This window comes from Moritella sp. F3 (genome assembly GCF_015082335.1).
Taxonomy (GTDB): Bacteria; Pseudomonadota; Gammaproteobacteria; order Enterobacterales; family Moritellaceae; genus Moritella.
This window is the reverse complement of the sequence record NZ_BLRL01000002.1, coordinates 80,342-105,958: the sequence shown is the minus strand read 5'-3', so window position 1 is coordinate 105,958 and position 25,617 is coordinate 80,342. Positions and strand designations below refer to the sequence as shown.

Sequence of the window (25,617 nt, the reverse complement as noted above, 5' to 3'; positions counted from 1 at the left end):
ATCACCGCGGAGAGTGTTCCACATCAAAGCATTTTTCACTGCCTTTGTTAGATTGACTACATAAATTAAATTATGTAGTTCAGAGATCTTACGAGGCCACCTATGATAAACGTTACATTTAACGGACAGCAATTTACCGTCAATGCCCAGCAAACCTTGCTTGAAGTCGCTACCGACTGTGATATTGACATCCCCTCATTGTGTGGCTTGAATAAAAGCGGCGAGAAAGTGCCGTGTGATCTCTGTGTAGTCGACATCGACGGGCAAGGTATTAAGCGTGCTTGTGAAGTGCAAGCTGCTGAAGGCATGGCGATAACTACAGCCTCTGACACCTTATCGTCATTACGCCAACAATCGCTTAACCGCATTCTTTCAGACCACTATGCCGATTGCGAAGCACCTTGTCAGACTGCGTGTCCTGCTGGCGTTGATATTCAATCTTACCTGTATCATATCTCTCAAAACGACCACACTAAAGCGGTTGAAGTGATTAAACGTACTTTACCTATGCCACTATCGATTGGCCGTGTGTGTCCGGCATTTTGTGAAACAGAGTGCCGCCGTAGTCTCGTCGATGAACCGTTAGCCATTCGTCAATTGAAACGTCATGCTGCCGATATCGATTTAGCAGCGCAAGAACAATACGTACCACTAAAAAAGCCAGCAAGAGGTGAATCTATTGCCATTGTTGGTAGTGGTCCCGGTGGCTTAACTTGTGGTTATTACCTTACTAACGAAGGGTATGACGTGACGGTATTTGAATCTATGCCGGATGCAGGGGGGTGGTTACGTTATGGTATTCCTGAGTACCGCTTACCTAAAGCCATTCTGGCGCAAGAAATTGAGATCATGTGCCGTAACGGCATGCAGTTACTGACCAACAAAAAATTGGGGCGTGATTTTAGCCTGACAGAACTGACTCAAGACTATGATGCGGTGTGTTTAGCGGTTGGTGCGTCGCAAGCGGTAGATATGCAATACACCGGCAGTGACTTGGATGGTTGCTATCTGGGTGTTGATTATCTTAAAGATTACGTTACCAATGGTAACTACACCACAGGTAAAAAAGTGGCGGTGATTGGCGGGGGTAATACCGCGATTGATTGCGCGCGAACAGCTGTTCGTGATGGCGCTGATACGACATTGATTTACCGACGAACTCGCGCTGAAATGCCAGCGGAAGATTATGAAATTCTGGAAGCGGAGCATGAAGGGGTTAAATTTCACTTTCTCACGAACCCAGTAGAAAACATGGCCGATGAAAACGGTCGAGTACATGAAGTCAAGTTAGAGAAAATGGCCTTAGGTGACCCTGATGCATCAGGTCGTCGCCGCCCAGAAAAAACCGGTGAATACTTTACCGAAGCCTTTGATACAGTGATTGCTGCGGTATCGCAAAAGCCCGATTTAAGCTTCATGGAGCAAGAAACCTTAGATTTGCCGTTAACGCGTTGGAATACCCAAGATGCCAATGAAGATACGATGCACTCTGGTGTGGGCAATGTATTTAGCATCGGTGATTTCCGCCGCGGCCCTGCAACTGCGATTGAAGCCGTTGCCGATGGTCGTATTGCCGCAGAAGCGATTGATCGTTATTTTGATGGTGATATGGAAAATATCCCGGTTAAACAATTCAACTCGAAAAAAGCACCTAAGATCAAACAGGTCGATACGGTGCAATTTGACAATATTAAACAGGTTATGCGCTCAGTCATGCCTGAGTTGAGCCCACAAGCACGTGAGTTAAGTTTTGCTGAAGTTGAAACTGGTTTTGATAATGATGAAGCCATGCGTGAAGCGGCGCGCTGTTTAGAATGTGGTTGTCAGGCAAATACCGACTGCCAATTACGTGATTTTGCGACTGACTACAAGGTCGTGGATGCTGATATTTATACCAAGGCTAGCCAGGAAAGCTGCCAGAAGTTTGCTGTAGATGACAGTTCAGAGTTCATCGTCTTTGATGCTAACCGTTGTATTAGCTGTGGCCAATGTGTCGATGCTTGTAACGAGCAAGCGGTACACGGTGTGTTGAGTTTCATGAAGAATGATGATGGAAAGTCAGCCAATCGTCCAGCATGTCGCCCTGGTTTTGAGCGTGGTTTCAGTATGGGGGATTCAGACTGCGTGCAATGTGGACGCTGTGTGCAAGTCTGTCCGACGGGGGCATTGGTTGATAGCCGTGATAAATCCCAAGGCCGTATTGAAATGCTAAAACCAGTTGATACCATTTGCACTTATTGTGGTGTTGGCTGTAAGTTAACGATGTTTGTTGATGAAAGCCAAAATAAGATCCGTTATGTGCAAGGGGTGAAAGACTCGCCGGTAAACCAAGGCATGTTATGTGTGAAAGGGCGCTTTGGCTTTGATTTTGTCAGTAGCAGCGAACGTCTCACGACACCGCTAATTCGTAAAAATGGGGTGCTAGAACCGGCAAGTTGGGAAGAAGCGATCACGCTGGTGGCCGCTAAGTTTAATGTGATTAAAACCAAGCATGGTGGTAATGCATTAGCAGGTTTCTCGTCAGCAAAAACCACCAATGAAGATAACTTCGTTTTTCAGAAATTTATTCGTCGTGAATTAGAAACGAATAACGTCGATCACTGTGCTCGCTTATGCCATGCCTCTACGGTAACAGGCCTTGAAGCCGCTATTGGCAGTGGCGCGATGACCAATGATATTCCCAGTATTCAGCATTCGGATTTGATATTTATTATTGGCTCTGATACCACCTCTGCGCACCCCATTATAGCGTCACATATCAAGCAAGCCGTGCGTCATGGCAATGCGCGTTTGATTGTTGCCGACCCTAAACGTATCGATATTGCCGACCATGCGCAGTTGTATGTTGCCCATCGTCCGGGTACGGATGTGATGTTAATGAACGGCATCATGCAGCAAATTATTAAAAACGATTGGCATGATCAGGCTTACATTAACGACCGTACCGAAGGTTTTGCGGCGTTAAAAGCAGAGGTAATGTCCGATAGTTATGCGCCGGATAAAGTCGAATTAATCACGGGCGTGAAAGCGCAAGACGTGATTAACATGGCTGAGATGATCGGCACAGCAGAACGTACCGCTGTGTATTATTCGATGGGTATAACCCAGCACACCACTGGACATGACAATGTACGTTCAATTGCCAACCTACAAATGTTGTGTGGCAATATCGGTATTGAAGGCGGTGGTATTAACCCATTACGTGGCCAGTCTAATGTGCAAGGTGCTTGTGACATGGGGGCACTGCCAGGTGATTTCCCCGGTTATCAAAAAGTGACGAAACCAGAAGTGCAGGCCAAATTTGCCAAAGCGTGGAACAAGGCTAATTTACCCAAAGAAGCGGGTTTAACATTAACAGAGATCATTGATGCAGCCTGCCATGACGAAGTGAAAGGGCTGTATGTGATGGGAGAAAATCCGGTGCTGAGCGATCCGAATCAAGCCCACGTGATTGAAGGTATCGAGAAACTTGATTTTCTTGTGGTACAAGATATTTTCTTAACCGAAACTGCGCAGTATGCGGATGTGGTTTTACCTTCGTGTTCGTTTGCAGAAAAATCAGGTCACTTCACCAATACCGAACGCCGTGTGCAACGTATTTCGCCAGCGGTGAAACCACCGGGTGAAGCGAAAGAAGATTGGATGATCATTCAAGATATTGCTAATGCTATGGGCAGTGACTGGGCATACCAATCGGTTGCAGATATTACCAAAGAGATCACGCAATTGACGCCACAATATGCAGGTATTCATTGGGATAATGTTGGTAAGGATGGCGTGCAATGGCCTTGTGCGGATGATGCATCTGAAGGTACCCGATTGATGCATACCCAGCAGTTTACCCGTGGTAAGGGTGAGATGGTGGCTGTGCCATTCCGTTATGCCGCAGAGTTACCTGATGATGAGTATCCGTTGATCTTGACCACAGGACGTTTACTGGAACAGTTCCATACCGGCACCATGACACGTAAAACTAAAGGCCTAGATAACCTTGCTGGGCCGCGGGCAATGATCTCTGTGGCGGATGCTGAGCGACTCGGGATTAGAAATGGTGAAATGCTGACGGTATCAACACGTCGTGGCAGCATTGAAACCCCAGCGTTTGTGACGAAACGTATGCAAGCTGGCGTGGTGTTTGTACCATTTCATTTTGCGGAATCACCAGCCAATCGTTTAACGACGACTGCAACGGATCCACATGCCAAGATCCCTGAGTTTAAAGTCGCAGCGGTGAAGATTGAAAAAGTCAGTTCGTCGATTGCTCAGGCATTAGCCCATTAATTAATACCCTTAGTGGATTAGGGTCTTTACTTTAAACTGACACAAGGCATATAATACCCCCCGGTATTATATGCCTCTTGCATCATGCTTTTCACCATGACATGGCGTAAACCAAATTGAATTTATTTTAAGCTGAATTTATTTTAAACCAAGGTACAGAGATGACGCCGCCATAACCCTAGAATCCCCCCCTCTAAGCAATTTATATGACTTGTTATGATTTCTTATATTGAATTTCTTATATTTAAGTAAGTAACTAAGTCAGTCAGGCTCTTGCACGTCGTAAGATCCTTATAAATTGAGATCTATTTTCCTGACATATTTTAAACTGAGCTAGCTAAAACATAAGTATTAGCGTTCGCATCTGCGTGACATTTAGCCTCATTTTAAACAGGAATTCTCCAGCATGGTTTTATCACCATCGCTATTTATCGTTTTAAAGAACATTAAATTGAATGCGGTTAACCGCGCCAAAAATTATCCTTGCTGAAGGTCCTTTACCGTACCTGAAATAGCACAAGGCGCTTTATTTTGGTCGACTTTGGTCGCTTTATTTTGATTTTTTGATGGGTTTAACGTTCAGTTTAATCGTTAATTAAAACGAAATATCCGTGCATCTGCGCACGCTTTCACGTGCGTGAACGGTGCATTTAAACAAGGATAAGTATGATTTTTTTGTCAAATAAACAAGATTGGTTAGGTAATATTAAAGGCGATATACTCGCTGGTATTGTTGTTGCGTTAGCGCTGATCCCTGAAGCTATCGCGTTTTCTATTATTGCTGGCGTAGATCCCAAAGTGGGTCTGTATGCGTCGTTCTGTATTGCGACTATCGTGGCGATCACAGGTGGTAGACCGGGTATGATCTCTGCTGCAACTGGTGCCATGGCACTACTGATGGTAACGCTCGTTAAAGAGCACGGTCTAGAATACTTACTCGCAGCAACCTTATTAACTGGTGTATTACAAATACTCGCGGGTTACTTACAACTGGGCAGTCTAATGCGCTTTGTCTCTCGCTCTGTGGTGACTGGTTTTGTAAATGCCTTGGCTATTTTAATCTTTATCGCGCAATTACCTGAATTAACCAATGTGACTTGGCATGTTTATGCAATGACGGCGGGTGGCTTAGGTATCATTTATCTATTCCCGTATATCCCCGTGATTGGTAAAAGTATTCCTTCACCTTTAGTGTGTATCATTTTCCTGACTGTGTTATCACAGGTTATTGGATTAGATATCCGTACCGTAGGTGATATGGGCGAACTACCTGATGCCTTACCTATCTTCTTATGGCCTGAAGTACCGTTTACTTTAGAAACGCTATGGATTGTATTACCTTACGCGCTGGGTTTGTCTGTTGTCGGTCTTTTAGAGTCGATGATGACAGCGACGATTGTCGATGATTTAACGGATACCAAAAGTGATCGTAACCGTGAATGTAAGGCGCAAGGTATTGCTAATATCGGTGCTGGTTTAATGGGGGGGATGGCTGGTTGCGCTATGATCGGTCAATCAATTATTAACATTAAATCTGGTGGTCGCGGTCGATTATCTAGTCTAGCGTCAGGTGTATTCCTGCTGATTATGGTGGTTTTCTTAGGCGATGAGCTCAAGCAGATCCCGATGGCGGCCTTGGTTGCTGTGATGATCATGGTCTCGATTGGTACATTCTCGTGGAGCTCGATTAAAGATTTGAGAACCCATCCTATATCAAGCAGTATTGTTATGTTCGCGACGGTTATTACTGTTGTCGGTACGCATAATTTAGCCATTGGTGTCTTTGTTGGTGTATTACTATCAGCAGTATTTTTCGCGCACAAGATCAGCCGATTTATGATTATCAAAAACACCCAAACACAGCAGCAAGTGCGTAATTATCAAGTCACTGGGCAGATATTTTTTGCATCGGCGGACAAGTTTGTTGATGGATTTGATTTTAAAGAAGTGGTTGATAATGTGGTTATCGATTTATCGCACGCCCATTTCTGGGATATCAGTGCCGTTGGTGCGCTCGATAAAGTGGTGATAAAGTTCCGCCGCGAAGGTGCAACCGTGAATATTGTTGGTATGAGTGATGCCACTGCCACCGTAATTGATAAATTTGCCATTCATAATGACCCGGCTGCTGTTGAAAAAATGATGGCTGGCCACTAAGGAGAACACAATGAGCAAGACTACTAACAAAACTATAGAGAAAATAATAGCCGGTATTGATGGGTCTAAATTGGCTCAAGCTGTCTGTGACACAGCTATCTGGGCGTCAAAACGCTTGGGTAATGGTATTGTATTTCTACACAGCATTGAGAAAAAACCACAACATGGCGCTGATGATTTAAGTGGCTCGATTGGTTTAGGGGCGCGCTCGGCGTTGCTTAACCAAATGACTGAACTCGATGAACAGCGCGGTAAAATGGCCATCCAATTGGGCAATGAGATGCTCGGTGCTGCTGTGGACAGATCTAATTCAGCAGGACTCACGGATATTGAATCGTTGCAACGTCATGGTGACTTTGTCGAAGCATTAGTTGGTTTAGAAACGGATGCGCGTTTAATGGTGGTAGGGCGCTGTGGTAATGGTCATCAAGGTGACTTTAAAGCCTTGGGATCACATATCGAAACCCTGATCCGCCAAGTACACACACCTATTGTGATTGCACCGCAGGACTTTAGCGAACCAACCAATTTTATGTTGGCCTATGATGGCTGTGAAACGGCAGACAAAGCAGTACAGCGTATTATTGAAGGTGGTTTACTTAAAGGCATGACATGCCATTTAGTGACGATCCAAAACAGTGATAAAGCCCAAAAACAGAAATTTGAACAGGCTCAAGCGCGACTTACAGCTGAAGGCTTTGATGTGATGGCAACGTACCTGAAAGGCGATATATCTACAGTGCTGATGGATTACAAACAGCGCAATGGGATCCAGCTGGTGGTGATGGGGGCATTTGCCCACTCTAAGGTAAGAAACTTTTTTCTGGGGAGTAACACCATCCGCATGATTGAAAACAGTCAAGTGCCACTTATCGTACTTAGGTAGCACTTATGCAGTGCTTATTTAGCACTTTGATTCGAAAGTGATTATTGACGTGTAATGAATCAGTTTTGACCTTACTAAATGCTTCTCGGCTAGTTTATAGCTGAGAAGCATTTTTTATTTTTTACTGATAATATTATTTATAGACGGACGGCGAATCTGGATCTGGACGGGTTTTAAAGCGTCTATGTAACCACATATATTGAGCGCGTTCTTTATTAATTATTTGTTCGATAATGCTATTACCTCGTTTAGCGTCAGCGACTTCGTCCTTGGTTGGGAAGTCATCTAGCGGTGGTAATATCTCGATGGTATAACCCTTATCATCGGCATTTCGTACTACGCTGAATGGCAATACTTTGGCTTTACCCAGACGTGCGAGGGTACTTGCCCCTGTGATTGTTGCGGCATCAGGCATTGCGAAAAAAGGCACAAAGGTTGCGCTAGAGCGTCCGAAATCTTGGTCGGCGGTATACCAGATCACCTCTGATTTACGTAGGCAACGCACCATCTGTCTAAGATCGCGTTTAGGCACAAGTGCTTTATTCGATCTGAGTCGACCTTTTACCTGCATGTACTCCATTGCTGGATTTTTATGTGGACGGTAAACACCGACACCGGGGTGGAACTGACCAAATATACGAGCGCCCATTTCCAGTGGTAAGCAGTGTACGGCAAACAACACAATGCCATGTCCTTCACTGAGGGTTTTGTCTATATGCTCTCGACCTTTGATGGTCATGTGACGCTGTACTTTTTCATCTGACCACCACCAAGCATTGGCAATATCGAAGATCGCTTTTCCGATCTCTTCTACGTTACGTTCTAGCAATTGCGTTTGCTCTGCTGCCGGCATATTTGGGAAGCATAGTTCTAAATTACGTTGGGCGATCTTAACGCGACGGCTAATCAGTTTTTTAATTAAACGGCCTATGCTTGCACCTATTTTCATTTGTTTGTCTAAGGGAAGTAGTAGGGTTAATCGTGCCAAACCGGCAAAAAACCACAGTAACCAGAATTTTGGATGAAACAAGTGATTGGAGAACTGCGCTTTTTCTATCATAGAGGCCTCAAAATAGTGTCATGAATATTAAAAAACAGTCCCTGATCCATGAGCCTGATTCATTATTATAGAATAGGAAATAATACTAACAGGTGTTGTTTTATTTAATAATTTATTAATAAAATCGGCCGTGAGTCATATTTTAACGCCGCCATTTGCACTCACTACCTAAAAGCAGTAAGTGGACACTTTTTATTGCTTAGTGCATGTTTAATGCCTTGCTTTATTCTCGTTCGATTCACCTAAATAACCAGCGTTACAACTAAGTTTACTAACGGCAGACACTCCCATAGCCTTAGCAAGCAAAGCTATGTTAATGTAGAGTAATAAGAAAGACACTATCCTTAAATCTCCCATCGCAGGTTTGATGCGGCAGAAATAACAAAAATTTATTCACTTTACTCTAGGCTTATTGCGTAACAGCCTTGTATATAACTAGGAAATAGACATGTTTTTGCTAAATAATATACATGATAAAAATTATAAAAAATGCTATCCAACAGAATCAGATGTCATTTTTGATATCTCAGAAAAGCAGTTAGGTAGTGCTAAAAATGCGGCTTGGAACGAGCTTAAAGAAGGCAGTATTGTTTGTGTAGTCACCAGTACGAGAAGAGTCAGTACTTTTTGCAAAGTAACGGCCATTAAAAGCGTTGAAGAGATTGATTCGGATGGTGGCGAAATGTTTGCTCTATTTGGTGTCGTAATCGCCAAGCTTATGCCTGAAAGCAACATGGGTTTATTACTGAGTAAATTTAGCGTGAAACATCAGTATCTTCCGAGTAATAAATTTAGTATCGGTTTTCATGTAGCAGATTTAGGAACAGCGTTAGATCCTTTAAAAGTGAAAACAAGAAGCGGACCTAAAACTATCAGTGAGCTGAAAGGTTGATGCTTACGTAATGGCAAGTGAGGCGCGTTTACTCGCGCTTATTATCATTGTGCCTCTATGCTATAAAATATCGAGACACAATACCTGCATTCAGACTTAACGGAACAGCCAGTAACTCACTGGGTCACCTGGACATTCATATGGTCCACATTCTGCGAACGCATTCAGCATATTCGCAACTGTCACTAGAATTACAATGATAATCGCTATTTTTGCGATATTACTCTGCATTGAAAAAGGGATGTATTTCACTTTTTCATATTGAGCTGAAAAAGCCATCATTATCGCCGTACCAAAAATGATAATGACGAATGTAATAAATGCCCATGTATAAAAATGCATACCTAAGAAAGGCGCGCCATAGCCTGGAGTACCTGGAATCACATGTAGTGACATTTGACGTAATGCGACGGCTGCGCCGAAAATCGCGCCGATAATCATGCCGCTGTAATGTACCATGCGTGGACCAAAAATGATGTTACAGAATAAGCCAAATAAAACAGCAATAAAGCCTACACGTTGTAATAAACACAGCGGGCAAGCTAGAACAGATTCTACAATTTGTGAGTAGAATGCATACCCAAGTACTATTGATAATGCCAGTGCACCTAATGCATTTAGCTGGCGAGATAAATTATTCGTCATGATGTGTCCTAAAGTAAGATTTCTAAGGCGTCAGTTGCATGGTGTGAAAGCCAAAATGCGCTAACGACAAGCGAAAGTGCAAAGCCATAAAATGACCATTCTCGTTTTCCTTTTAATGCCAATAGCATGCTGACCAAATATAAGCCGAAGATCAGTGTCATCATCTTTAATTACCTTAGTGTTCCAATAAATTATATTATTCAATATACTGACGTACGTCATGGTTTTCAATTGCAAAGTGTGTAAGCGTTGCATTTATTCTAAAATGGAACTAACTTATACCTTTATGGAATAAGAGGGTTTGTTACCGTAATACATAACGTTGGACACTGTTGTTCGGGTGTAGCTTGACCTAAGTCTCGAATTAGTCTTTACTATATACCTATATTGATATAGTTTGAGCCAGATCATCATGTGCATTTTCAGTTAGCAGAACAATAGCCGTATTGGTAATTTAATCCATTGTGATGGCTGTAGTGATATGACAGATAAAAAGCTTATCCGCATTTTGAAAGTATTTATTGTTATTGGTATTTCGCTAATACTGCTAGGTCACTATCTCTTATCGTACACAGATTTCACTCAACAGCATGGTGTGACAGGCATTATGATTAGCGCGGGCTGTATTGCATTAGGGTTTGCGTTCTCGCTACCAACGAAGATGTATCTGACCTTTGTGCTGGTTAAACGCGAAAGCGAACAAAAATAATCACAGCAATAATTATTATGGGAAAGGAGATTGTAAATTATGAAAGAAACGACACGGTATTTACTGGTATTAGTTATGTTTGTCGCTATTCAGGCATGTGATTAATCGTTCAAGGCGTTATTCTCCGTCATACATCGACTAACCGTTGTGCACCATCGCCATTTTCATGCAAGATATCATCAGGATTAAGTAAGTGGCATTTTTTCATACTCAAGCAGCCACAGCCAATACAACCAGTTAAATTCTCTCGCAACGATTCTATCTGCTTCATCTTATTATCCAGATCTTTTTGCCATTTCTTGGCTACTCGTTCCCAGTCCCGCTTTGTTGGCGTTTTGTTCATTGGTAGGCCTGATAGCTCTTGCGTGATCTCTTCTAGTGTAAAACCAATCGACTGCGCCACTTGAATTAAAGCAATTCTCCGTAACATCGACGTGTTGTATCTACGTTGGTTACCACTGGTGCGTATCGATAGTATTAAATTTTTCGTTTCGTAAAAACGTAGTGCAGAGGTAGCGACACCACTGCGCTCTGATAGTTGACCAATGGTTATGAAATTGTTATTTATCATTATCTTGAACCTATCTTTTTTGCTTTAAAATAATTCAAACTAAAGCGTTGACTTAAAGTTAACTTTAACAATTATACTGCAGCCATCGTTAAAAACAACAGCTCAGGAGAGCCTTATGACTTCAGTAGTAAAAAATACAATCGTAAACCCAGATGGCCTATATGATCCAGAACCGAATGGTTATAGCCATGTCGTTATTTCCACTGGTGGCAGCGGTATCGTCCATTTTGCAGGGCAAGGCGGGGAAGATAAAGACGGTATATTATCACCTGAATTTGCGAAGCAAGTAGAGCAAGCTTTTGAGAATTTACGTATCGCGTTTGCAGCGGCGAATGTACAGCCAAATCAAGTTGCTAAATTAACGACGTTTGTTGTTGGATACGACCAATCGCAGTTGGATGTAATGACATTACATGTACGTAAAACCTTTGGCAAAGCCCTGCCTGCACAGTCATTAGTACCCGTGCCAAGACTTGCATTAGATGGCATGCTGTTTGAAGTTGAAGCGGTCGCTATTATCGATTAATCATTTTAATGAGATATAAACTTAAAGTTCGCGTTAACTTTAGGTTTATATCTTCTCTCTTTATGCATACCATTTATGCGTACTATTCAGGTTAACTTTCTATGTTACTTAAAACTATGTTACTTAAAAATTATTTAACGTTATTAGCGATTGGATTCATTTGGGGATCGCAATTTATATTTCAAGAATTGGCGTTAGCGAGCTTCTCACCAATTTGGATTGGCGCCACACGTGCTGTTATTGGTGCGCTGACTTTGATTGTTATTTGTAAATCTATCGGTATCAAAAGCACAAGTAATCAATGGGTTCTATTCAGTGTGATTGGCTTGTTAGAAGCAGCTATCCCATTTGTATTGGTGCCGTGGGGACAGCAAGATTTAGACAGTTCTATTGCCGCTATTTTGATGGGAACACTGCCATTTTATGTCTTATTGTTAGCGCCTGTTTTTGTTAAAGGGGCAAAGATTAATGCGGCTAATACCATCAGTGTCGTTGTTGGGTTTAGTGGTTTGGTGGTGCTATTTTATCCTGAGCTATCTTCCGGCGCAGGGGATATCGATTTGATTAGCGCGCTCGCTATTATTGTTGCTGCGGTGTGTTTTGCCACTGCCTTATTATTACTCAATCGTGTCCGAGATGAACACCCGCTAATCGTTGCTCGTAACGTACTGTCAGCGGCGAGTATTCAGCTAATTGTGATTGCATTCATCACGACCCCTTTTGAATATCAAGCTGCATCGTCAACCGCAATATTGTCAATCTTGTACTTAGGCTCGATATGCGCAGGTGTTGTTTATTACTTATATATGATGTGTATTAAGAATGCTGGCCCCGTATTTACGTCAATGACGAATTATATTGTCCCTGCGGTTGGCGTGTTTATTGGTGCGTTGGTGACACATGAATCAATTCAACCTAATACATGGTTCGCATTGTTAGTCATTCTCGCGGCGTTGTTCATCAATCAAATGTTATCTAAACAAGATCAAGCAGCTTAACCATACAGGCGAGGCGCTAGGATATATTAGGGTATAAGCGCTCGCCTTTGTTTGCTAATTAAATCCTCTCAGCGTTAAATGTTAATTAACTCTTCAGACCAAACGCCTTGTATATCAGGCCAACCCCATACATTGATCGATACGCCTTTGAGCACGCCTTGAAAATACAGCGTTTGCCTGTGGTGGAGCATCGGTATCATCCAGTGTTCAGTGATCATCGCCGTGCTAATCGATTCCAATTCAGTAAGGTAGCTGGTTAATGGTTGCTGCTGACGAATGTTGATGAGCTTGGTTTGCAGCCAATCACTGGCTTCAGCAGACAGGCTTTGATTGAGGATCGCATTCGATAACATCCAGTGGAATATTGACGTCGGTAGGTTGTCGTCCAAGTCTAGGCTTATCAATATCAGGTCTTCATCTAGGCTATTGGCACTGGCTTTTTGTACTAGTTCCTCAAAGCTATAGACGTTGACTTTGCACTCAATATTCGCTTCTTTAAGTAATGTTACCATCGCCTGTGCGCATTCTTTTAACGTATGGTGCTCGAAGATAGCAATGGTCAGTTTATTTGGTAAAGGTTGCTCTGCGGTGCCTATCGAGATGACTTTTAACCAGCTAGACAATAGGTTATATGCAGGTATCGCTTCAATAGGATTGGTTGATAGCTTTAACTCTGCCATCAACTTATCAGCGGCGAGCAGTTGGCTGAGGTATTTTCGTTGCATCAGGGAAAGCTTTGCTCTGCTGTTGATCATCGCGAGCAAACAGCCATATTCGATTCTGCTTTTTTGATCGCTTTCAACGATTGACTTATTACTTGGTGTTTTTTGCTCAAGGCCATTCGCAGCATAGTTTGAGCGGATTTGACTTATTTTTTGCACTACATTCGCTTGTATCTCCGTGGTACATGGCGCGCTCGTTTGTGCAGATGTCACTTGCCATATCGTGACAGTATCGGTGAGTGCGCGATGACTGTAATAGTTGTCGTAGGCCTGTAAGCGTAGATACTGCTGCGTATGCTCTTGTACTCTAAATGCACCACTGCCGACAATCGTTTTAGCGGCATTTGACTGAGCGTTCGGGTAAGTATGTAACTGAGATTGTAACTGAGAGCTGGGTTGAATCGAATATTTCACATCAGCAAGCAGTCCAGCAAATCCAAGGTCGGGCTGGTCTAGCTGAAAATCAATACAGAGTGGGTTTATCACTGAAATATGAGTGACATGCGCCAGTTCAGTGTTATATGTCGCGAGTCGTTTTAGGCGATTAAATAATTCAGCTATCTTCTCGGCATTAATGCTACTGCCATCATGAAAGGTCAGCGCAGGGCGTAAGTAGAATCGCCAGCGCAGCTGTTCAGCGTTATAAACCCAATGATGAGCCAGTTGCGGCGTGATAATGCCATCTTTGTCGCATTGTACTAAGCAACAATAGACCTGACGCAGCAGAAATCGCTCACTGTTTCTTAACGCGATATGTGGCAGTAGCGCCGCAAAAGAACGCCCATAAGTTAGCTGAATATGTAGCCGACCTTCACGCTGCACCGCGCCCGATGTATTTTGCAGCAAGCGCCCAAATAACACCTGGTCATGGTCGATCAGCGCCAGTGCTTTCTCGTATTTACCAATCGCAATCATCTGCTGTGCAAGTTCTGCTTTTAGCTCATCGATGGCGTAACTCAGATAGAGCGTTGACCGCTGATTACGTCCAGCCTTTGGTGTCCATTCTAACCAACCTAAATCGCGCAACTCGTTTAGCAGGGTGCGGCAGTGTCGGGTGCTGGTGAACATGACTTCTGCGACGTCTTGCAGGGTGATGGCTATTTCTTGTTTTGCCCCCAGCTTCGTTAGCCGAGCGTAATACAGCATTTTTTTATCATTATTCAAAACAGGCAGCATGTGAACACCTCGACTTCCGTATTTAGACCGAAAGTAGGATTAAAAAGACATTGTTAGCAAGGTTACAGCTTTAACCGGAAGTAAACAATATTATTAACTCTCTTTTTCACTTCCTGTTATTGGAGGATACTTACCTCATTATTTAAGCAACGCGTAACGCTTAAATAACGCCGTAGACACATAGAAATAGAGGTATGAGCATGTTCAAGACAATTAAAGCAATCTTTCAAGGCACAGCAAACAGTACACTCGCTGAGTATTATCTGGCTCGTCTGCAAACCAGCAAAAGCGCTGTTGAAATCGAGGCTATCTTTAGCCTGAATGCATTTATGTCATTCAATGAAACCGAAGAACAACAAGATGAGGTGCTGAAATGAGAATTGAGCATGTAGCGATTTGGTGCAAAGACCTGGAATCAATGAAACGTTTTTACACGGACTTTTTCAATGCCAAAAGTAATGCTAAATATGAAAACACGCGTAAAGGTTTTCAGTCGTATTTTCTGACCCTGCCTGATGGACCACGTATCGAATTAATGCAAATGGATTCTGTGTTGATATCTGCGGCGGATGTATTTCCACAGTTCACTGGCCTTGCTCACATTGCATTTTCTGTTGGCTCAGAGGGGAAGGTAGATGCAATGGCTACAAACTTTATCGAGCAGGGTTATGAAGTGCTTGATGGTCCACGTAGAACAGGCGATGGTTACTATGAATGTGTGGTATTAGATCCAGAATGGAATCGTGTAGAGATAGTCGTTTAGGAAGATTACCTTTTATGACCCCGCTGTTAGAGGCGCTTACAATAAATATACAAGATTATAATCAACGACACTAAGGAGGTGATAAAATGAATATTAAAGAGGATGACTGAAAGATCATCTTCTTATATTGCGGTGAAAGCCGTTTTTATTTACACATAAGCAATAAAAACTTGTATGGATATTTAATTCTTGGCTTCGGATCTCTGAGGTTACACATCATAAGGATATATTTTATTTAAAAGAGTAACAAAATGAAAAGCAGCAAAGGTTTTACATTGATTGAGTTAGTCATTGTTATTATCGTACTGGGTATCTTATCAGCTACAGCAATTCCAAAGTTTATTAACATTCATAGTGATGCTCGAAAGGCTGCATTAGATGGGTTCATAGGTGGATTTACTAGCACTAATTCAATAGTCATGAGTAAAGCAGCTATTTTAGGTGTTGAAAATTCAGTTAAACCACAAAAACTAGACGGTACAGATATTTATATTGAAGATGGAAGTATCATGCTGACGGTTGATAACATTAAATCGGCAATGAATATTAGCGGGTTTAATATTGCAGAGGGGGGGAGTACCGACGGTGGAAATACTATCATTGTATATCTTGGAGATAAACTTCCCAGACTTAAAGAACTAACAAAAAATAAGTGCAGTTTATATATCGTTAATTCATATACACCTGCAAATGGAAGTTTAGAAAAAGGTTTAAGAATAACAAAGGAATATGATAAATGTTAATTCTAAATAGCTATGTGTATGATGATATTAATACGGGTTTATAAGTTAAATGCTTAAATAAAGTGGATTTAACTATAATGATCACTTACTAACACCACGTATTTTGTTTAATTTAAAATATATAAAGCCACACCGATTGAGGTATGGCTTTATTTTTAACCGTTAATCAACGAACAACTGTATAATGACATCTTCAGCAATTTCAACAGCCACTGGGTGGCAAAGGTGTGGGTTCATAGTGCATTTATTCGCTAATTTGATTGGTACATAATAGGATGCCGCCATTATTAAGCACAGCAATGAACCAATCGCAATATCGTATTTTCTATGTTTCTTCATATTACACACACACAAATTGTAAGCTTGATTGTGGTGTACTAAGTAGCGTCGCAGCTGTCACTGCTGTGTATTCAACCTTTGGTAACTTCTTCAGTGTTCTACACATCTTATTAGAACTTAACATTGAGTCCGTTAACAGTTTATTTGGACTTACTAGCGGACTATCGCCAACCATCACAATTAAATATCCATCATGGCCATTTGGCATTATATGAGTTTGGCTTGAACAACCAGATAATGCCAATAGCGAAGTAAGTAAAGTGTATTTCATATGGCGCTCTGTATTCGTTATATTTAACTTTTAAACGCATTCTATATTTTAAATTTATTGATTGCTGTAAGCGTTTGTAAAACGTAAAAGCCTCAGAAAAGAGGCTGTTTAATTATTGTTGATGAGTTGTCGTTCTTACTTATCTTATTTGTTACTGACTAGATTATGTATTTTAAAATTGATAATTTAATGTGAATACAAATACATCGGTCTGGAGCGCAGTCTCAAAACCAAGCCCTTTATAATTAACATTTATAGTGGGAGAAATTATGGGGGTAACACCAAATAATTGAATGTTGTTATTATCTTTGGTATAGCCAGTCATACCACCTAATCGGAAACCCAAATCAGCCCAATTATTAAGAGGCCATTTCTTGTGGTAGGACAATATATATGAGCGATTATAAAACGAATTGATCATGGTCGACGCTTCAAAACCTTTATAACCGATTCCCATGATTTGATTGTTTTCATTTTTATTTCGAGAGGTCAGATGATAGGTCCTACCTGTATATGTCAAAACAATACCTTTATCGTCATAAAAAGAATTATCGATGAAATCATGATAAGCCCTAGTATAAAAAGTTTCATCATCAGGGGAATTACTCTCTGGCATAGACGCTTGAGAATATAATGGTAACGATAGGCAAGAATAAAAAACAAAACTACGTGAAGAAATCATATTAAAACTTATATTAAAAAGTGCATTAAAATTAAGGCTGAAATATATACATAAGCATGTGTAAAAAAAGTCGAACTTTATTTATGTAACTTCGCTTACAAACCCTTACATGTACACCATTTACACTCGGGTTTAGCTGACATAGCATCCGCCATTATATGGATATCATCCACTGGAATTACCCCAGACATAATGCAATTTAAAATGGATAAAATGAAAAACACTGGCTTTACACTCATAGAATTAACTATATCTATTATCGTCATCGCTATTCTAGCGGCAATGGCGATCCCTCGTTTTATCAATATTGATATCGATGCTAAGAACGCTTCACTCGTTAGTTTAAAAGCCGCAATCGAATGTGCGATTAATATCTCTCATAATAAGATGACTATTGATGGTATGGAAGATGAGGCGGCGCTCAGCTATGCAGAATCAGCCGCGTACTATGAAGGCTGTGAGTGGTGCTCTTTTGACTACGGTTATCCAGTCGCAGATACCTTAACCCTTAAATATTTAGTCGATGGCATCGGGACTGTTCAGGACGATGATAGTTTTGCTTTAGCTGAATGGACAAAAATATGGGCTGGTGCGGTTGTACTGATCACGCCAACAAGCAACGCGACATTATCGGCAAATAATTACCCTGTCTTAATCGACGATAACTGCTATGTGAAATATACCAGTTATGACCAGGAACCTAAAAAGCCATTAATTGAAATAGTGGCATGTGATTAAACACGGTGCAGCTCTCTTTGATAAGTAATCAAAGTTCCCCCATCCTTTATATTTTTTGACAACAAACGATCATTACAATAAATTATCAAAAACATTAAAAATGATAATTTCAGTTAATCATCTATACTACTTATACTCACTTCATCAAAACAGACAAGCAACTAACAACGCAAAAGTGAGTATATTATGAAGATGAATCATGTCGGTATTATGGTGGGCGATATGGATAAAGCGGTTGAGTTTTACACTAAAGCGCTTGGTCTTAAAATTGTAATGAATAACACTAAAGTAGTTGAAGAACGTGAGACTGCTATCGGTAAAATGTGTATAGCTGTATTTGGCGAAGGCTTTAAAGGGTTCAACATTGCCCATCTGGTTTCTACTGATGGTATCGGCGTTGAACTATTCGAAATGAAAGAGCGTCAAGAACGCCATGATGTTGATTTTACTCGCCTTGGTATCTTCCACTTCTGCCTGCAAACAGATGATTTTACGGGGGCAATCGCAAGAACAGAAGAATTCGGCGGTAAAGTAAGAATGGATATTCACCGCTACCATCCAGAAGATGATAGCAAGCAAGCTAAAATGGTTTACCTAGAAGACCCGTTTGGTAATTTATTTGAACTTTATTCACACACTTATGAAGAAACGTACGCTTCTGACTATGAGTAAAATAAATTTAGCATCAACCAAGCCTCCATTATTGGAGGCTTGGTTGATCTTATCTTAGCGAGTCGCTTGGCAAGTTCTACGAAGACAGTTTTTTAGCTTAGCTCTCTTTCTGGTCACGTTGTTGCAGGTTTTTATACACACTACTCAGAAATTCAATGTCTTCTTTTGGTGCCGCAAGCATTTGATCGAGAAAATGCAACGTACTTGCTGAGAGGGGTAATTGCCCTCCATGCTGGCGTTCAAGTTCAGTCATCGGGAATATTTGTAGAATGCTGATATCAAGTGCTTTGGCAATGCGGAAAATATCAATCAGGGTAAAATGACTTCGGCCTTCACGCTCCATCTTTTCATAGAATGACGAGCGGCCAAGGTTCGCTTTTTTAGCAAGTGTATTCTTAGATTGCTTTGAATGTACCATCATGGTTTCGATGCGCTCAATCACCATCATGCGAAACTCTCGCTCTTCCACCCCAAAGAACTCAAAGCCTTCTGTTTCTATCTCTGCCATCGTTTTTGCCTTTCCGATTATCTGGAATTTAGCATAGCATTTCATCCGAATAATGGACAAATGTTTCGATAGTATGACCTCAACGCTTAAGGGGAATACCCAAGCTTCAGTTGATGAGGACTGAATTATGCTAACTTTTAAACGAACGATTATTGCAGCAACAGTAGGGTTATCTATGTTATCTGGTGCGGCTAGTGCTATTTCATTAGAGCCAGTAGCTGGCTTGAATGTGCAGCAGCCATATTACGCACCTGAAAATTTTGTTCAGCAAACTAACATGCCGATAGTCGATATTAGAGGTGTACAAGAAGCGGATTACGTAAAGGTATTTGAAAAACAGATTGGTGAGCAGGTTCGACGTGGTATTAAAGAAGCCAAATATGTTTATCAGCTGGCTGGTATTGACTTTTCTCAGTTTGAAGCGCAGTCAAAAACAGTACTAGATAATTCTCGAAAGTTAAATCCTGAGTATTTTGTTATTGTTGAAGCCTTGGCAAAAGTTGGTGGGATCTCGGTAGAAAAGATGTTCACCCTGAGTCAATTGGATGCAGCATTAGCTTCTGCGGCGGAGACTGCGTTGAGAGGTTGTACTACCATTAGTTTCGATGGTACAGGTGTAGTAGGGCAGGTGAACGATACACCATCTTTATCTGGTGGTAACTATTGGGTTTTACAAGCGGATGACTTTATCCAAGTTATGGCGTCAGGCTTCTATGGTTCAGGGCAAACATTGGGTAAAGACCTAGGGGTTGTGATCAACTTTCAAGGCACTGATTCTGAAGGTGTTGGCTTAGACTCTCCGATGGCGATAGAGCTCGGCGCGTTGCAAAACTATATCGTTCGACATGCTAAATCCGTGGACGAAGCGGTTAAAATTCTAGAAAAACATAGAACGGTAGTGGCATCACACTTTAACTTTGCCGATAGCCAAGGTGGTACGGTCGGTGTCGAAATGCTAAGTGAAGGCAATTACGTGATTAAGCGTGCTGCTGGCATCGGCCATGCTAACCACTCAGAAAAAGCGGGTGTTATGCAAGCCTTCGCGGAATCTGTAGGGATGGCAGAGAAAAGTAAACAGCGTACAATCGCAACCGCTTATACCGAATGGCGTGCGGAGTTTTCGCAGCAGTTTATTGATAATACACCTGAGGGTAATATTGATGCCGCAAAATATGTGCTTAATACCAAGCCTATTGCTCAGCATGCCGCATACGGGTCGGACTTTATTACGACATTAACCGCTGTCATGGATACCAAAAAAGGCTGTATGGAAGTTGCCCCCGGTGTGAGCGAATGGAACAATTTCCAAAAAGTATGTTTTAACGAACTGTAATCATGTCATTTAAATAATCTGTAGTCGTTAACTGAAACAAGCCTTCTTTATTGAGGGCTTTTTTAATGCTTTTTACGGTATTATGTCTACAGATAAAATCCAATAAAGGTGTTAATAATGAAAAAGTTAGTTTATATCGTATTGGCTTGTGTCAGTGTATTGGCACTAGTGAACGTGGCTCGTTATATGGGGGATTCCAGCAGCAAGGCACCCGATTATCATTCAGAAGTAATATTGACGTTATTCAGCATGAAGACCAGCAGTGATTTTATTATTAATCTGCCGGATACTGGTGATAGCGTTAAACTGACGTCGATAATTGACCTAGGCACGCCGCACGGTAAAGCGCAGGGGAATTATCAGGTCGGTGAAGAACGTGGTGAGGTATTACTCGATTACATGCACATTAATCCGTTAGGTCAGATCACCGCTGACAATCGTATTTATTTTGTCGCGCCATTTACTGTCAGCAACCAAGGTAGTGGGGTATTCACTTATGTTGGCTTATTTGAGCAAGACATTGATAACCAAACCATACAACACTTAGACTCTTATTTTATTGGCGACCGAATTAAGCTTAATGAAATGCGCCTTTGGGATTCTAAAATCGAACTGTCATTCAACCAACATGGTGAGCAACAAGCGTATGCTGAAGTGCCTACTGAAACCGTGCATTTAACGCTTGGTGTTGATGGTGCTATCCCGACTAAACTGCTTAAACAGCAAGATATTTAACTTAAAGGGTAACTATGTCAGCCTGCTATCTGTAATAGATATCACAATTGTCTGGGGCTGTATCTTCTCGCCCCTGATCTGTATCTAGAATCGCAAGTACGGAGTTATTTCTGTGTTCTTCCTGGCACCAATATTTCGCGTAATCATCAGGTTTTGATGGGTTGTATTCATGATAAGCGCATGACGCGAGTAAATTGGTAAGTAGGGATATAAATATAATCTTTTGTATACGGAACATCAATTTAACCTGAATGAAGTATGGATCATGATATTACATGCGTGTTTTAGCAGAGTACATTATTGAGTTGTAAGAGAATGTCAGCAGTTGGTTAAATCAGTATGAACTTATTCATTTTTATAATGGTCGTAAATATACAATTAATTTACGAATGGATATAATTGAATGAAAATATTAAAAAAGTTTTGGTTATCAGTTTTATTTTTGGCTTTTAGCGCTGCATGCTCTATCAGTTACAACCTAATTGGTTCGTATGTCGATGGAGATGGAGTGCTTATTGAATCTTTTGGATTTATTCCTCTTTCCTTTCTGTTTATATTTCTTGCTTTAATTTCCTTTCTTACGTCATTGTTCTGGAATCGCAATAATAGAGTCTTTTGATTTTTATATTATGTTACAGGTTAAAGAATGAATGAGTTCGCTAGATTTAAATAGCGAACTCCAGGTTTATTGAACTTTCACATCATATTCTTATGTGTATGAATAATAGTGGATATCATTACTTTGAAGTAAGCGTTGATATGTTACTTGTTACTCGAGAGTAAAGCTGGGTTGATGACTAAGTTTCTGACTCCATGTGCATGATCTTCATCGAACTCATTGTCTTTTAACCATGCCGAAACACTATTTATGTCTACCTTCATTACTTGTGGGCGAACACTCCAACTTACCTGAAATGGCGACGATACTTCGTTATAACTTGGCCCTGTCGTCGAGCCTGCATACTGTATTGGTGTACCCGTGTTGTTTGGAATGTTAACAGCCTGATACAGCCCATTGACCATACCGAGTTTAGTGAGTTCGACAAAATTCATAGCCTTATTATCGTTCACTAATACGTAAACTTGGGTTTCTACTCTTAGTTGAGGATTGTTGTTTGCATCGCTAAGGCAGGCTCCTAAGGTTGCACCAGGCTCCACTTGCGCTGTTGAGTAGACATAGTGTGCTTCAATCGTATCGCCAGGGGCAAGGTTATCGTGTTTACTGGTTTTTGCTTTATGTTGAAGAGGTGATAATTCTTGTGGTGTTAACTTGCCTGAATATTCATAACCGCTTTGATATCCATGCCCGTCACCATTGCCAGCATATTTGGTGAATTCACCGCCTTTATGTTCTGCATTTTTATGGAAATGAATATTGCAGAGGTTCATTTCTGTAGACGCTGGAGCAAGGGAAAATAGTCGTTTGTTTTCGCCTTGAAGCGTGTCGATATCGCGTGGTGATTGCGGGCCAAACCCTTTACCCTGACTACTAGCCGCGAGTTCACTTCTTTGTTTTTCTATGACTTGATCTGCGACTGCCGCATTCACTAAAGATGGTAAAAATGCTGCTGTTATACATAACGCTAGAATTTTGTTTCTCATATTTATCTCTTTTTATACAGGTGACTATAAACAATATGAATCTAAGTGGGTAGATACGATAACAGTATTGTCGCGTCATCTCAGGTCAGACCTGTAAATTAGAGCGCTGGCATAGATATTAATAATTAGGTATGAGAATTGAGGGCAAAATGTCATGCTTTTAAGCCTAAGACTGAGCGCTGTAATGCACCTTTAGGATTAGCACTATTAAGTATTTAAACAAGGCGAGCATGATAATGAGATAACCTCTCTATACCATGCTCGTTGTTGTTAGCTTAATTTAAAACGAGCAACCAATGCGGCAAGCGTGTCATTTTCACCGGTCAGGTTTTTCACACTTACTTTTGTTTCTTGACCGTTTTTGCTTAACACTTGCACCATCTCTTGGATGGTATGCATATTACGCGTTATTTCTTCAGTCACGGAACTCTGCTCTTCAGATGCGGTTGCAATTTGCGTACTTAAATCATTAATTTCAACGATAGAGCCTGTCATACTATCTAGGCTTTCAGTGACTAATGATGTGTTTTCGGCCACTTTCTGACAACTCTCGGTTGTATTGTTCATTGCTGAAACGGCTGAATCAGCTCGAACAGTGAGGCTCTGCAGCATATCATTAATCTTAGCGGTACTGTCTTGGGTTAAAGCAGCTAAAGACCTAACTTCATCAGCCACAACGGCAAAACCACGACCTTGTTCACCTGCTCTTGCTGCTTCAATCGCGGCATTCAATGCTAACAAATTGGTTTGGTCAGCAATGCCACCAATGACTTCTAATACCGTGGCAATATTTTTAGTGCCTTCATTCATGGCATGTATACTTTTAGCGGTATCATCCATTTCAGAGACTAAAGACATGACGCTATTCGATGCCTCGACAACCGTTACTTTCGATGCTTGCGCGTCATCGTTTGCGACTCGAGTACTCGTTGCCGTTTGAAGTGCATTTTGGGCAACGATGTCTGCGGTTGTACTCATCTCGGTAATTGCCGTTACTGCTAACTCCGTTTCTGCGCTGTGGTTATCCAGCGCTTGAGTATTACGCTCAGACTGTGAATGAATATCATGAATACCGCGGGTAATATTTTTTGACGCACCAGAAATATCCAACATCATCGATTGTAAGTAACCAATAAAGTTATTCACCGAGTGACTAATATCGGCAACTTCATCATTGCCCCTAATCACTAATCTTGAAGTGAGATCGGCTTCGCCAGTTGATAAATTATCAATACTTAATTTCAGTACCAATAATTCACGAATAATACGGTTGATAAGCCAAAGTGAAAACACAATAGCAAGAATGAAAAGTACAGTAGCGAATTTAAAGCTATTTTGTATTTCAGTATCGAAGATATCCGCTGTCGCTGTCGTCAAACTTTCTTCAATGGTAGAGATTTCACTCTCATAGGTACCAGTCCCCAATGACCAGCCCCAGTCAGGGAAGATGTTACGTACGTATAGGATCTTATTCTCTACTTTATTCGTGTCTTCATGTTTAAATGCCGCAGACATGAAAATGTCGGATTTACTCTGAAGGCGCGTAGCTGCATCACTAGTAAAGTCTGCAGTCGTACCGATTAATTTAGCGTCTCGATGCATAAGGATTTTGCCCTTGGTATCCTGGACCCAAAAGTAACCGTCTTTACCGTATTGAGTTAGGCTAACGGCATTCAGCGCCATATCAATTTTGCTTTGTCTTAATCGACTTGTATATTCACCAGTCGCAATAACAAGGTTCAGTGGCTCGAAATAGAAAGAAGCCGACATTTTTTCTTCAACTTTATCTGACGCTGGGTTTAGAAAGTAATACAGGCTATAACCAACCGTTGATTTTTTAGCACTGTTAACAATATCTCGAGCGTAGTAATTGCCTTTTTTATCTTGCGAGTTATAGCTAGAGGCACCGATAATACGGTGGTTTGCGCCATTGGCTATGTTTTCAATTGAATCAGCATCATAAGCAAAAATGTAACGACCATCATTCCAGCGATAGTTATCAATAAATGCGTTGATATTTGCTTGTGCATCGTCGTCCGACGGCGCATCTGCATACATATCAGCAATGGTTTTTTTGAATGTTAAGATCTCAGTGCGGAGTTCTTGTCTGATTCTATTGGCAGAAGAGGATTCATATAAATTAGCTAAAGATAAGCTCAGGTTGTCGGTTTGACCTTGTAAGTTATTCTTTATTAAGCTTTCGACTTTTGTACGTATGTTGACTTTCTCTGTCGCGAGCACTGTCTTTTCTGTCATGAAAATACTTGTAATAAAGAACCCGTTAACAAGTAATAGCATCACGCAAATTGTAATAGTTAATTTTATTTTAATTGTTATTTTCATTAGACCAATTTCTGAAGCGTGTGATTCAAGATAAATCACTAAGATCACAGGAAAGTAACATATAAATTACATTTTTCAATACCTCTATTATGTATTAACGAAACACTCTGTAACGATATTATTTACAGTTATTATCATAAGTAACAATTAAACAACTGAATTAACTATAAATATCAACATCAAAGAAGATGTTAAGTAATTTTAACTTGCATTTTAAATGCGCAATTATTAATCGCCTAATCGATATTTAATAGCGTACAGGTTG

General features: G+C 41.1%; 26 protein-coding genes. 15 read left to right on the top strand and 11 right to left on the bottom strand.

Annotation, left to right across the window (positions count from 1 at the left end):
* The first annotated feature begins 102 nt into the window (after nucleotides 1-102).
* From fdhF to JFU56_RS03625, 3 genes are all read left to right on the top strand, one after another.
* Nucleotides 103-4,281 carry a formate dehydrogenase subunit alpha gene (fdhF, locus tag JFU56_RS03635; protein WP_198435933.1) on the top strand — a complete coding sequence of 1,393 codons (4,179 nt, stop codon included), beginning with the start codon at nucleotides 103-105 and terminating at the stop codon, nucleotides 4,279-4,281.
* A gap of 666 nt (nucleotides 4,282-4,947) precedes the next feature.
* Complete coding sequence (locus tag JFU56_RS03630; protein WP_198435932.1) at nucleotides 4,948-6,438, top strand: SulP family inorganic anion transporter; 1,491 nt, start codon at nucleotides 4,948-4,950, stop codon at nucleotides 6,436-6,438.
* A gap of 10 nt (nucleotides 6,439-6,448) precedes the next feature.
* Entirely contained in the window at nucleotides 6,449-7,324 is an 876-nt protein-coding gene (locus JFU56_RS03625; RefSeq protein ID WP_242065837.1) for a universal stress protein, read from the top strand.
* A 133-nt stretch (nucleotides 7,325-7,457) separates the two neighbouring features.
* On the opposite strand, the gene lpxL is transcribed toward JFU56_RS03625, so the two are convergent.
* Nucleotides 7,458-8,384, bottom strand: a complete 927-nt coding sequence (gene lpxL / locus JFU56_RS03620) for an LpxL/LpxP family Kdo(2)-lipid IV(A) lauroyl/palmitoleoyl acyltransferase (RefSeq protein ID WP_198435931.1) — start codon at nucleotides 8,382-8,384, stop codon at nucleotides 7,458-7,460.
* A 448-nt stretch (nucleotides 8,385-8,832) separates the two neighbouring features.
* Here lpxL and JFU56_RS03615 point away from each other — a divergent pair, with 448 nt between their 5' ends.
* Nucleotides 8,833-9,276 (top strand): hypothetical protein, encoded by a 444-nt coding sequence (locus tag JFU56_RS03615; RefSeq protein ID WP_198435930.1) that lies wholly within the window; start codon nucleotides 8,833-8,835, stop codon nucleotides 9,274-9,276.
* Between the two features lie 96 nt (nucleotides 9,277-9,372).
* On the opposite strand, the gene JFU56_RS03610 is transcribed toward JFU56_RS03615, so the two are convergent.
* Together JFU56_RS03610 and JFU56_RS03605 are read right to left on the bottom strand one after the other, a co-directional pair.
* Nucleotides 9,373-9,921 (bottom strand): disulfide bond formation protein B, encoded by a 549-nt coding sequence (locus JFU56_RS03610; RefSeq protein WP_198435929.1) that lies wholly within the window; start codon nucleotides 9,919-9,921, stop codon nucleotides 9,373-9,375.
* Nucleotides 9,922-9,929: 8 nt separating this feature from the next.
* A complete protein-coding gene (locus JFU56_RS03605; RefSeq protein WP_198435928.1) occupies nucleotides 9,930-10,085 on the bottom strand; it encodes a DUF5993 family protein in 156 nt (51 codons plus the stop codon).
* 317 nt (nucleotides 10,086-10,402) lie between these two features.
* On the opposite strand from JFU56_RS03605, the gene JFU56_RS03600 reads away from it, so the two are divergent.
* Complete coding sequence (locus JFU56_RS03600) at nucleotides 10,403-10,630, top strand: hypothetical protein (protein ID WP_198435927.1); 228 nt, start codon at nucleotides 10,403-10,405, stop codon at nucleotides 10,628-10,630.
* Nucleotides 10,631-10,757: 127 nt separating this feature from the next.
* On the opposite strand, the gene soxR is transcribed toward JFU56_RS03600, so the two are convergent.
* Nucleotides 10,758-11,201, bottom strand: coding sequence for a redox-sensitive transcriptional activator SoxR (soxR, locus tag JFU56_RS03595; RefSeq protein ID WP_198435926.1), 444 nt, complete (start codon nucleotides 11,199-11,201; stop codon nucleotides 10,758-10,760).
* Nucleotides 11,202-11,316: 115 nt separating this feature from the next.
* Here soxR and JFU56_RS03590 point away from each other — a divergent pair, with 115 nt between their 5' ends.
* Nucleotides 11,317-11,727, top strand: a complete 411-nt coding sequence (locus tag JFU56_RS03590; protein ID WP_198435925.1) for a RidA family protein — start codon at nucleotides 11,317-11,319, stop codon at nucleotides 11,725-11,727.
* Between the two features lie 101 nt (nucleotides 11,728-11,828).
* On the top strand, nucleotides 11,829-12,725 hold the full coding sequence (locus tag JFU56_RS03585; protein ID WP_242065836.1) for a DMT family transporter: 897 nt from the start codon (nucleotides 11,829-11,831) through the stop codon (nucleotides 12,723-12,725).
* A 74-nt stretch (nucleotides 12,726-12,799) separates the two neighbouring features.
* Here the strand turns inward: JFU56_RS03585 and JFU56_RS03580 are convergent, their stop codons facing one another.
* Nucleotides 12,800-14,623 (bottom strand): SgrR family transcriptional regulator, encoded by a 1,824-nt coding sequence (locus JFU56_RS03580; RefSeq protein ID WP_198435924.1) that lies wholly within the window; start codon nucleotides 14,621-14,623, stop codon nucleotides 12,800-12,802.
* 200 nt (nucleotides 14,624-14,823) lie between these two features.
* Here JFU56_RS03580 and JFU56_RS03575 point away from each other — a divergent pair, with 200 nt between their 5' ends.
* The 3 genes from JFU56_RS03575 to JFU56_RS23185 all read left to right on the top strand — a co-directional run bounded on the left by JFU56_RS03575 (nucleotide 14,824) and on the right by JFU56_RS23185 (nucleotide 16,129).
* The gene (locus tag JFU56_RS03575; protein WP_198435923.1) at nucleotides 14,824-15,000 is read left to right on the top strand and encodes a hypothetical protein; all 177 of its coding nucleotides are present in this window, start codon (nucleotides 14,824-14,826) and stop codon (nucleotides 14,998-15,000) included.
* Nucleotides 14,997-15,386 (top strand): VOC family protein, encoded by a 390-nt coding sequence (locus JFU56_RS03570; protein ID WP_198435922.1) that lies wholly within the window; start codon nucleotides 14,997-14,999, stop codon nucleotides 15,384-15,386. The genes JFU56_RS03575 and JFU56_RS03570 overlap by 4 nt, the downstream gene beginning before the upstream one ends.
* A gap of 251 nt (nucleotides 15,387-15,637) precedes the next feature.
* A complete protein-coding gene (locus JFU56_RS23185; protein ID WP_198435921.1) occupies nucleotides 15,638-16,129 on the top strand; it encodes a type II secretion system protein in 492 nt (163 codons plus the stop codon).
* A gap of 162 nt (nucleotides 16,130-16,291) precedes the next feature.
* Here JFU56_RS23185 and JFU56_RS03560 read toward each other — a convergent pair whose 3' ends face one another.
* From JFU56_RS03560 to JFU56_RS22995, 3 genes are all read right to left on the bottom strand, one after another.
* Complete coding sequence (locus tag JFU56_RS03560) at nucleotides 16,292-16,468, bottom strand: hypothetical protein (protein ID WP_198435920.1); 177 nt, start codon at nucleotides 16,466-16,468, stop codon at nucleotides 16,292-16,294.
* Nucleotide 16,469: 1 nt separating this feature from the next.
* Nucleotides 16,470-16,739, bottom strand: a complete 270-nt coding sequence (locus JFU56_RS03555) for a hypothetical protein (RefSeq protein WP_198435919.1) — start codon at nucleotides 16,737-16,739, stop codon at nucleotides 16,470-16,472.
* 172 nt (nucleotides 16,740-16,911) lie between these two features.
* Nucleotides 16,912-17,421, bottom strand: a complete 510-nt coding sequence (locus tag JFU56_RS22995; RefSeq protein ID WP_242065835.1) for a hypothetical protein — start codon at nucleotides 17,419-17,421, stop codon at nucleotides 16,912-16,914.
* A gap of 204 nt (nucleotides 17,422-17,625) precedes the next feature.
* On the opposite strand from JFU56_RS22995, the gene JFU56_RS03545 reads away from it, so the two are divergent.
* Entirely contained in the window at nucleotides 17,626-18,159 is a 534-nt protein-coding gene (locus tag JFU56_RS03545; RefSeq protein WP_242065834.1) for a type II secretion system protein, read from the top strand.
* Nucleotides 18,160-18,345: 186 nt separating this feature from the next.
* Complete coding sequence (locus JFU56_RS03540; RefSeq protein WP_198435918.1) at nucleotides 18,346-18,831, top strand: VOC family protein; 486 nt, start codon at nucleotides 18,346-18,348, stop codon at nucleotides 18,829-18,831.
* 97 nt (nucleotides 18,832-18,928) lie between these two features.
* Here JFU56_RS03540 and JFU56_RS03535 read toward each other — a convergent pair whose 3' ends face one another.
* Nucleotides 18,929-19,339: an XRE family transcriptional regulator gene (locus JFU56_RS03535; protein ID WP_242065833.1), complete on the bottom strand. Its 411-nt coding sequence runs from the start codon at nucleotides 19,337-19,339 to the stop codon at nucleotides 18,929-18,931.
* Between the two features lie 127 nt (nucleotides 19,340-19,466).
* Here JFU56_RS03535 and JFU56_RS03530 point away from each other — a divergent pair, with 127 nt between their 5' ends.
* From JFU56_RS03530 to JFU56_RS23220, 3 genes are all read left to right on the top strand, one after another.
* On the top strand, nucleotides 19,467-20,672 hold the full coding sequence (locus JFU56_RS03530; RefSeq protein ID WP_198435916.1) for a C45 family peptidase: 1,206 nt from the start codon (nucleotides 19,467-19,469) through the stop codon (nucleotides 20,670-20,672).
* Between the two features lie 117 nt (nucleotides 20,673-20,789).
* Nucleotides 20,790-21,407 carry a hypothetical protein gene (locus JFU56_RS03525; RefSeq protein WP_198435915.1) on the top strand — a complete coding sequence of 206 codons (618 nt, stop codon included), beginning with the start codon at nucleotides 20,790-20,792 and terminating at the stop codon, nucleotides 21,405-21,407.
* 403 nt (nucleotides 21,408-21,810) lie between these two features.
* On the top strand, nucleotides 21,811-22,026 hold the full coding sequence (locus tag JFU56_RS23220) for a DUF3955 domain-containing protein (protein ID WP_198435914.1): 216 nt from the start codon (nucleotides 21,811-21,813) through the stop codon (nucleotides 22,024-22,026).
* Nucleotides 22,027-22,169: 143 nt separating this feature from the next.
* Here the strand turns inward: JFU56_RS23220 and JFU56_RS03515 are convergent, their stop codons facing one another.
* Both JFU56_RS03515 and JFU56_RS03510 read right to left on the bottom strand, forming a co-directional pair.
* Nucleotides 22,170-23,009 carry a delta-class carbonic anhydrase gene (locus tag JFU56_RS03515; RefSeq protein ID WP_198435913.1) on the bottom strand — a complete coding sequence of 280 codons (840 nt, stop codon included), beginning with the start codon at nucleotides 23,007-23,009 and terminating at the stop codon, nucleotides 22,170-22,172.
* Between the two features lie 270 nt (nucleotides 23,010-23,279).
* A complete protein-coding gene (locus JFU56_RS03510) occupies nucleotides 23,280-25,265 on the bottom strand; it encodes a methyl-accepting chemotaxis protein (protein WP_374221034.1) in 1,986 nt (661 codons plus the stop codon).
* Nucleotides 25,266-25,617: the final 352 nt, after the last annotated feature.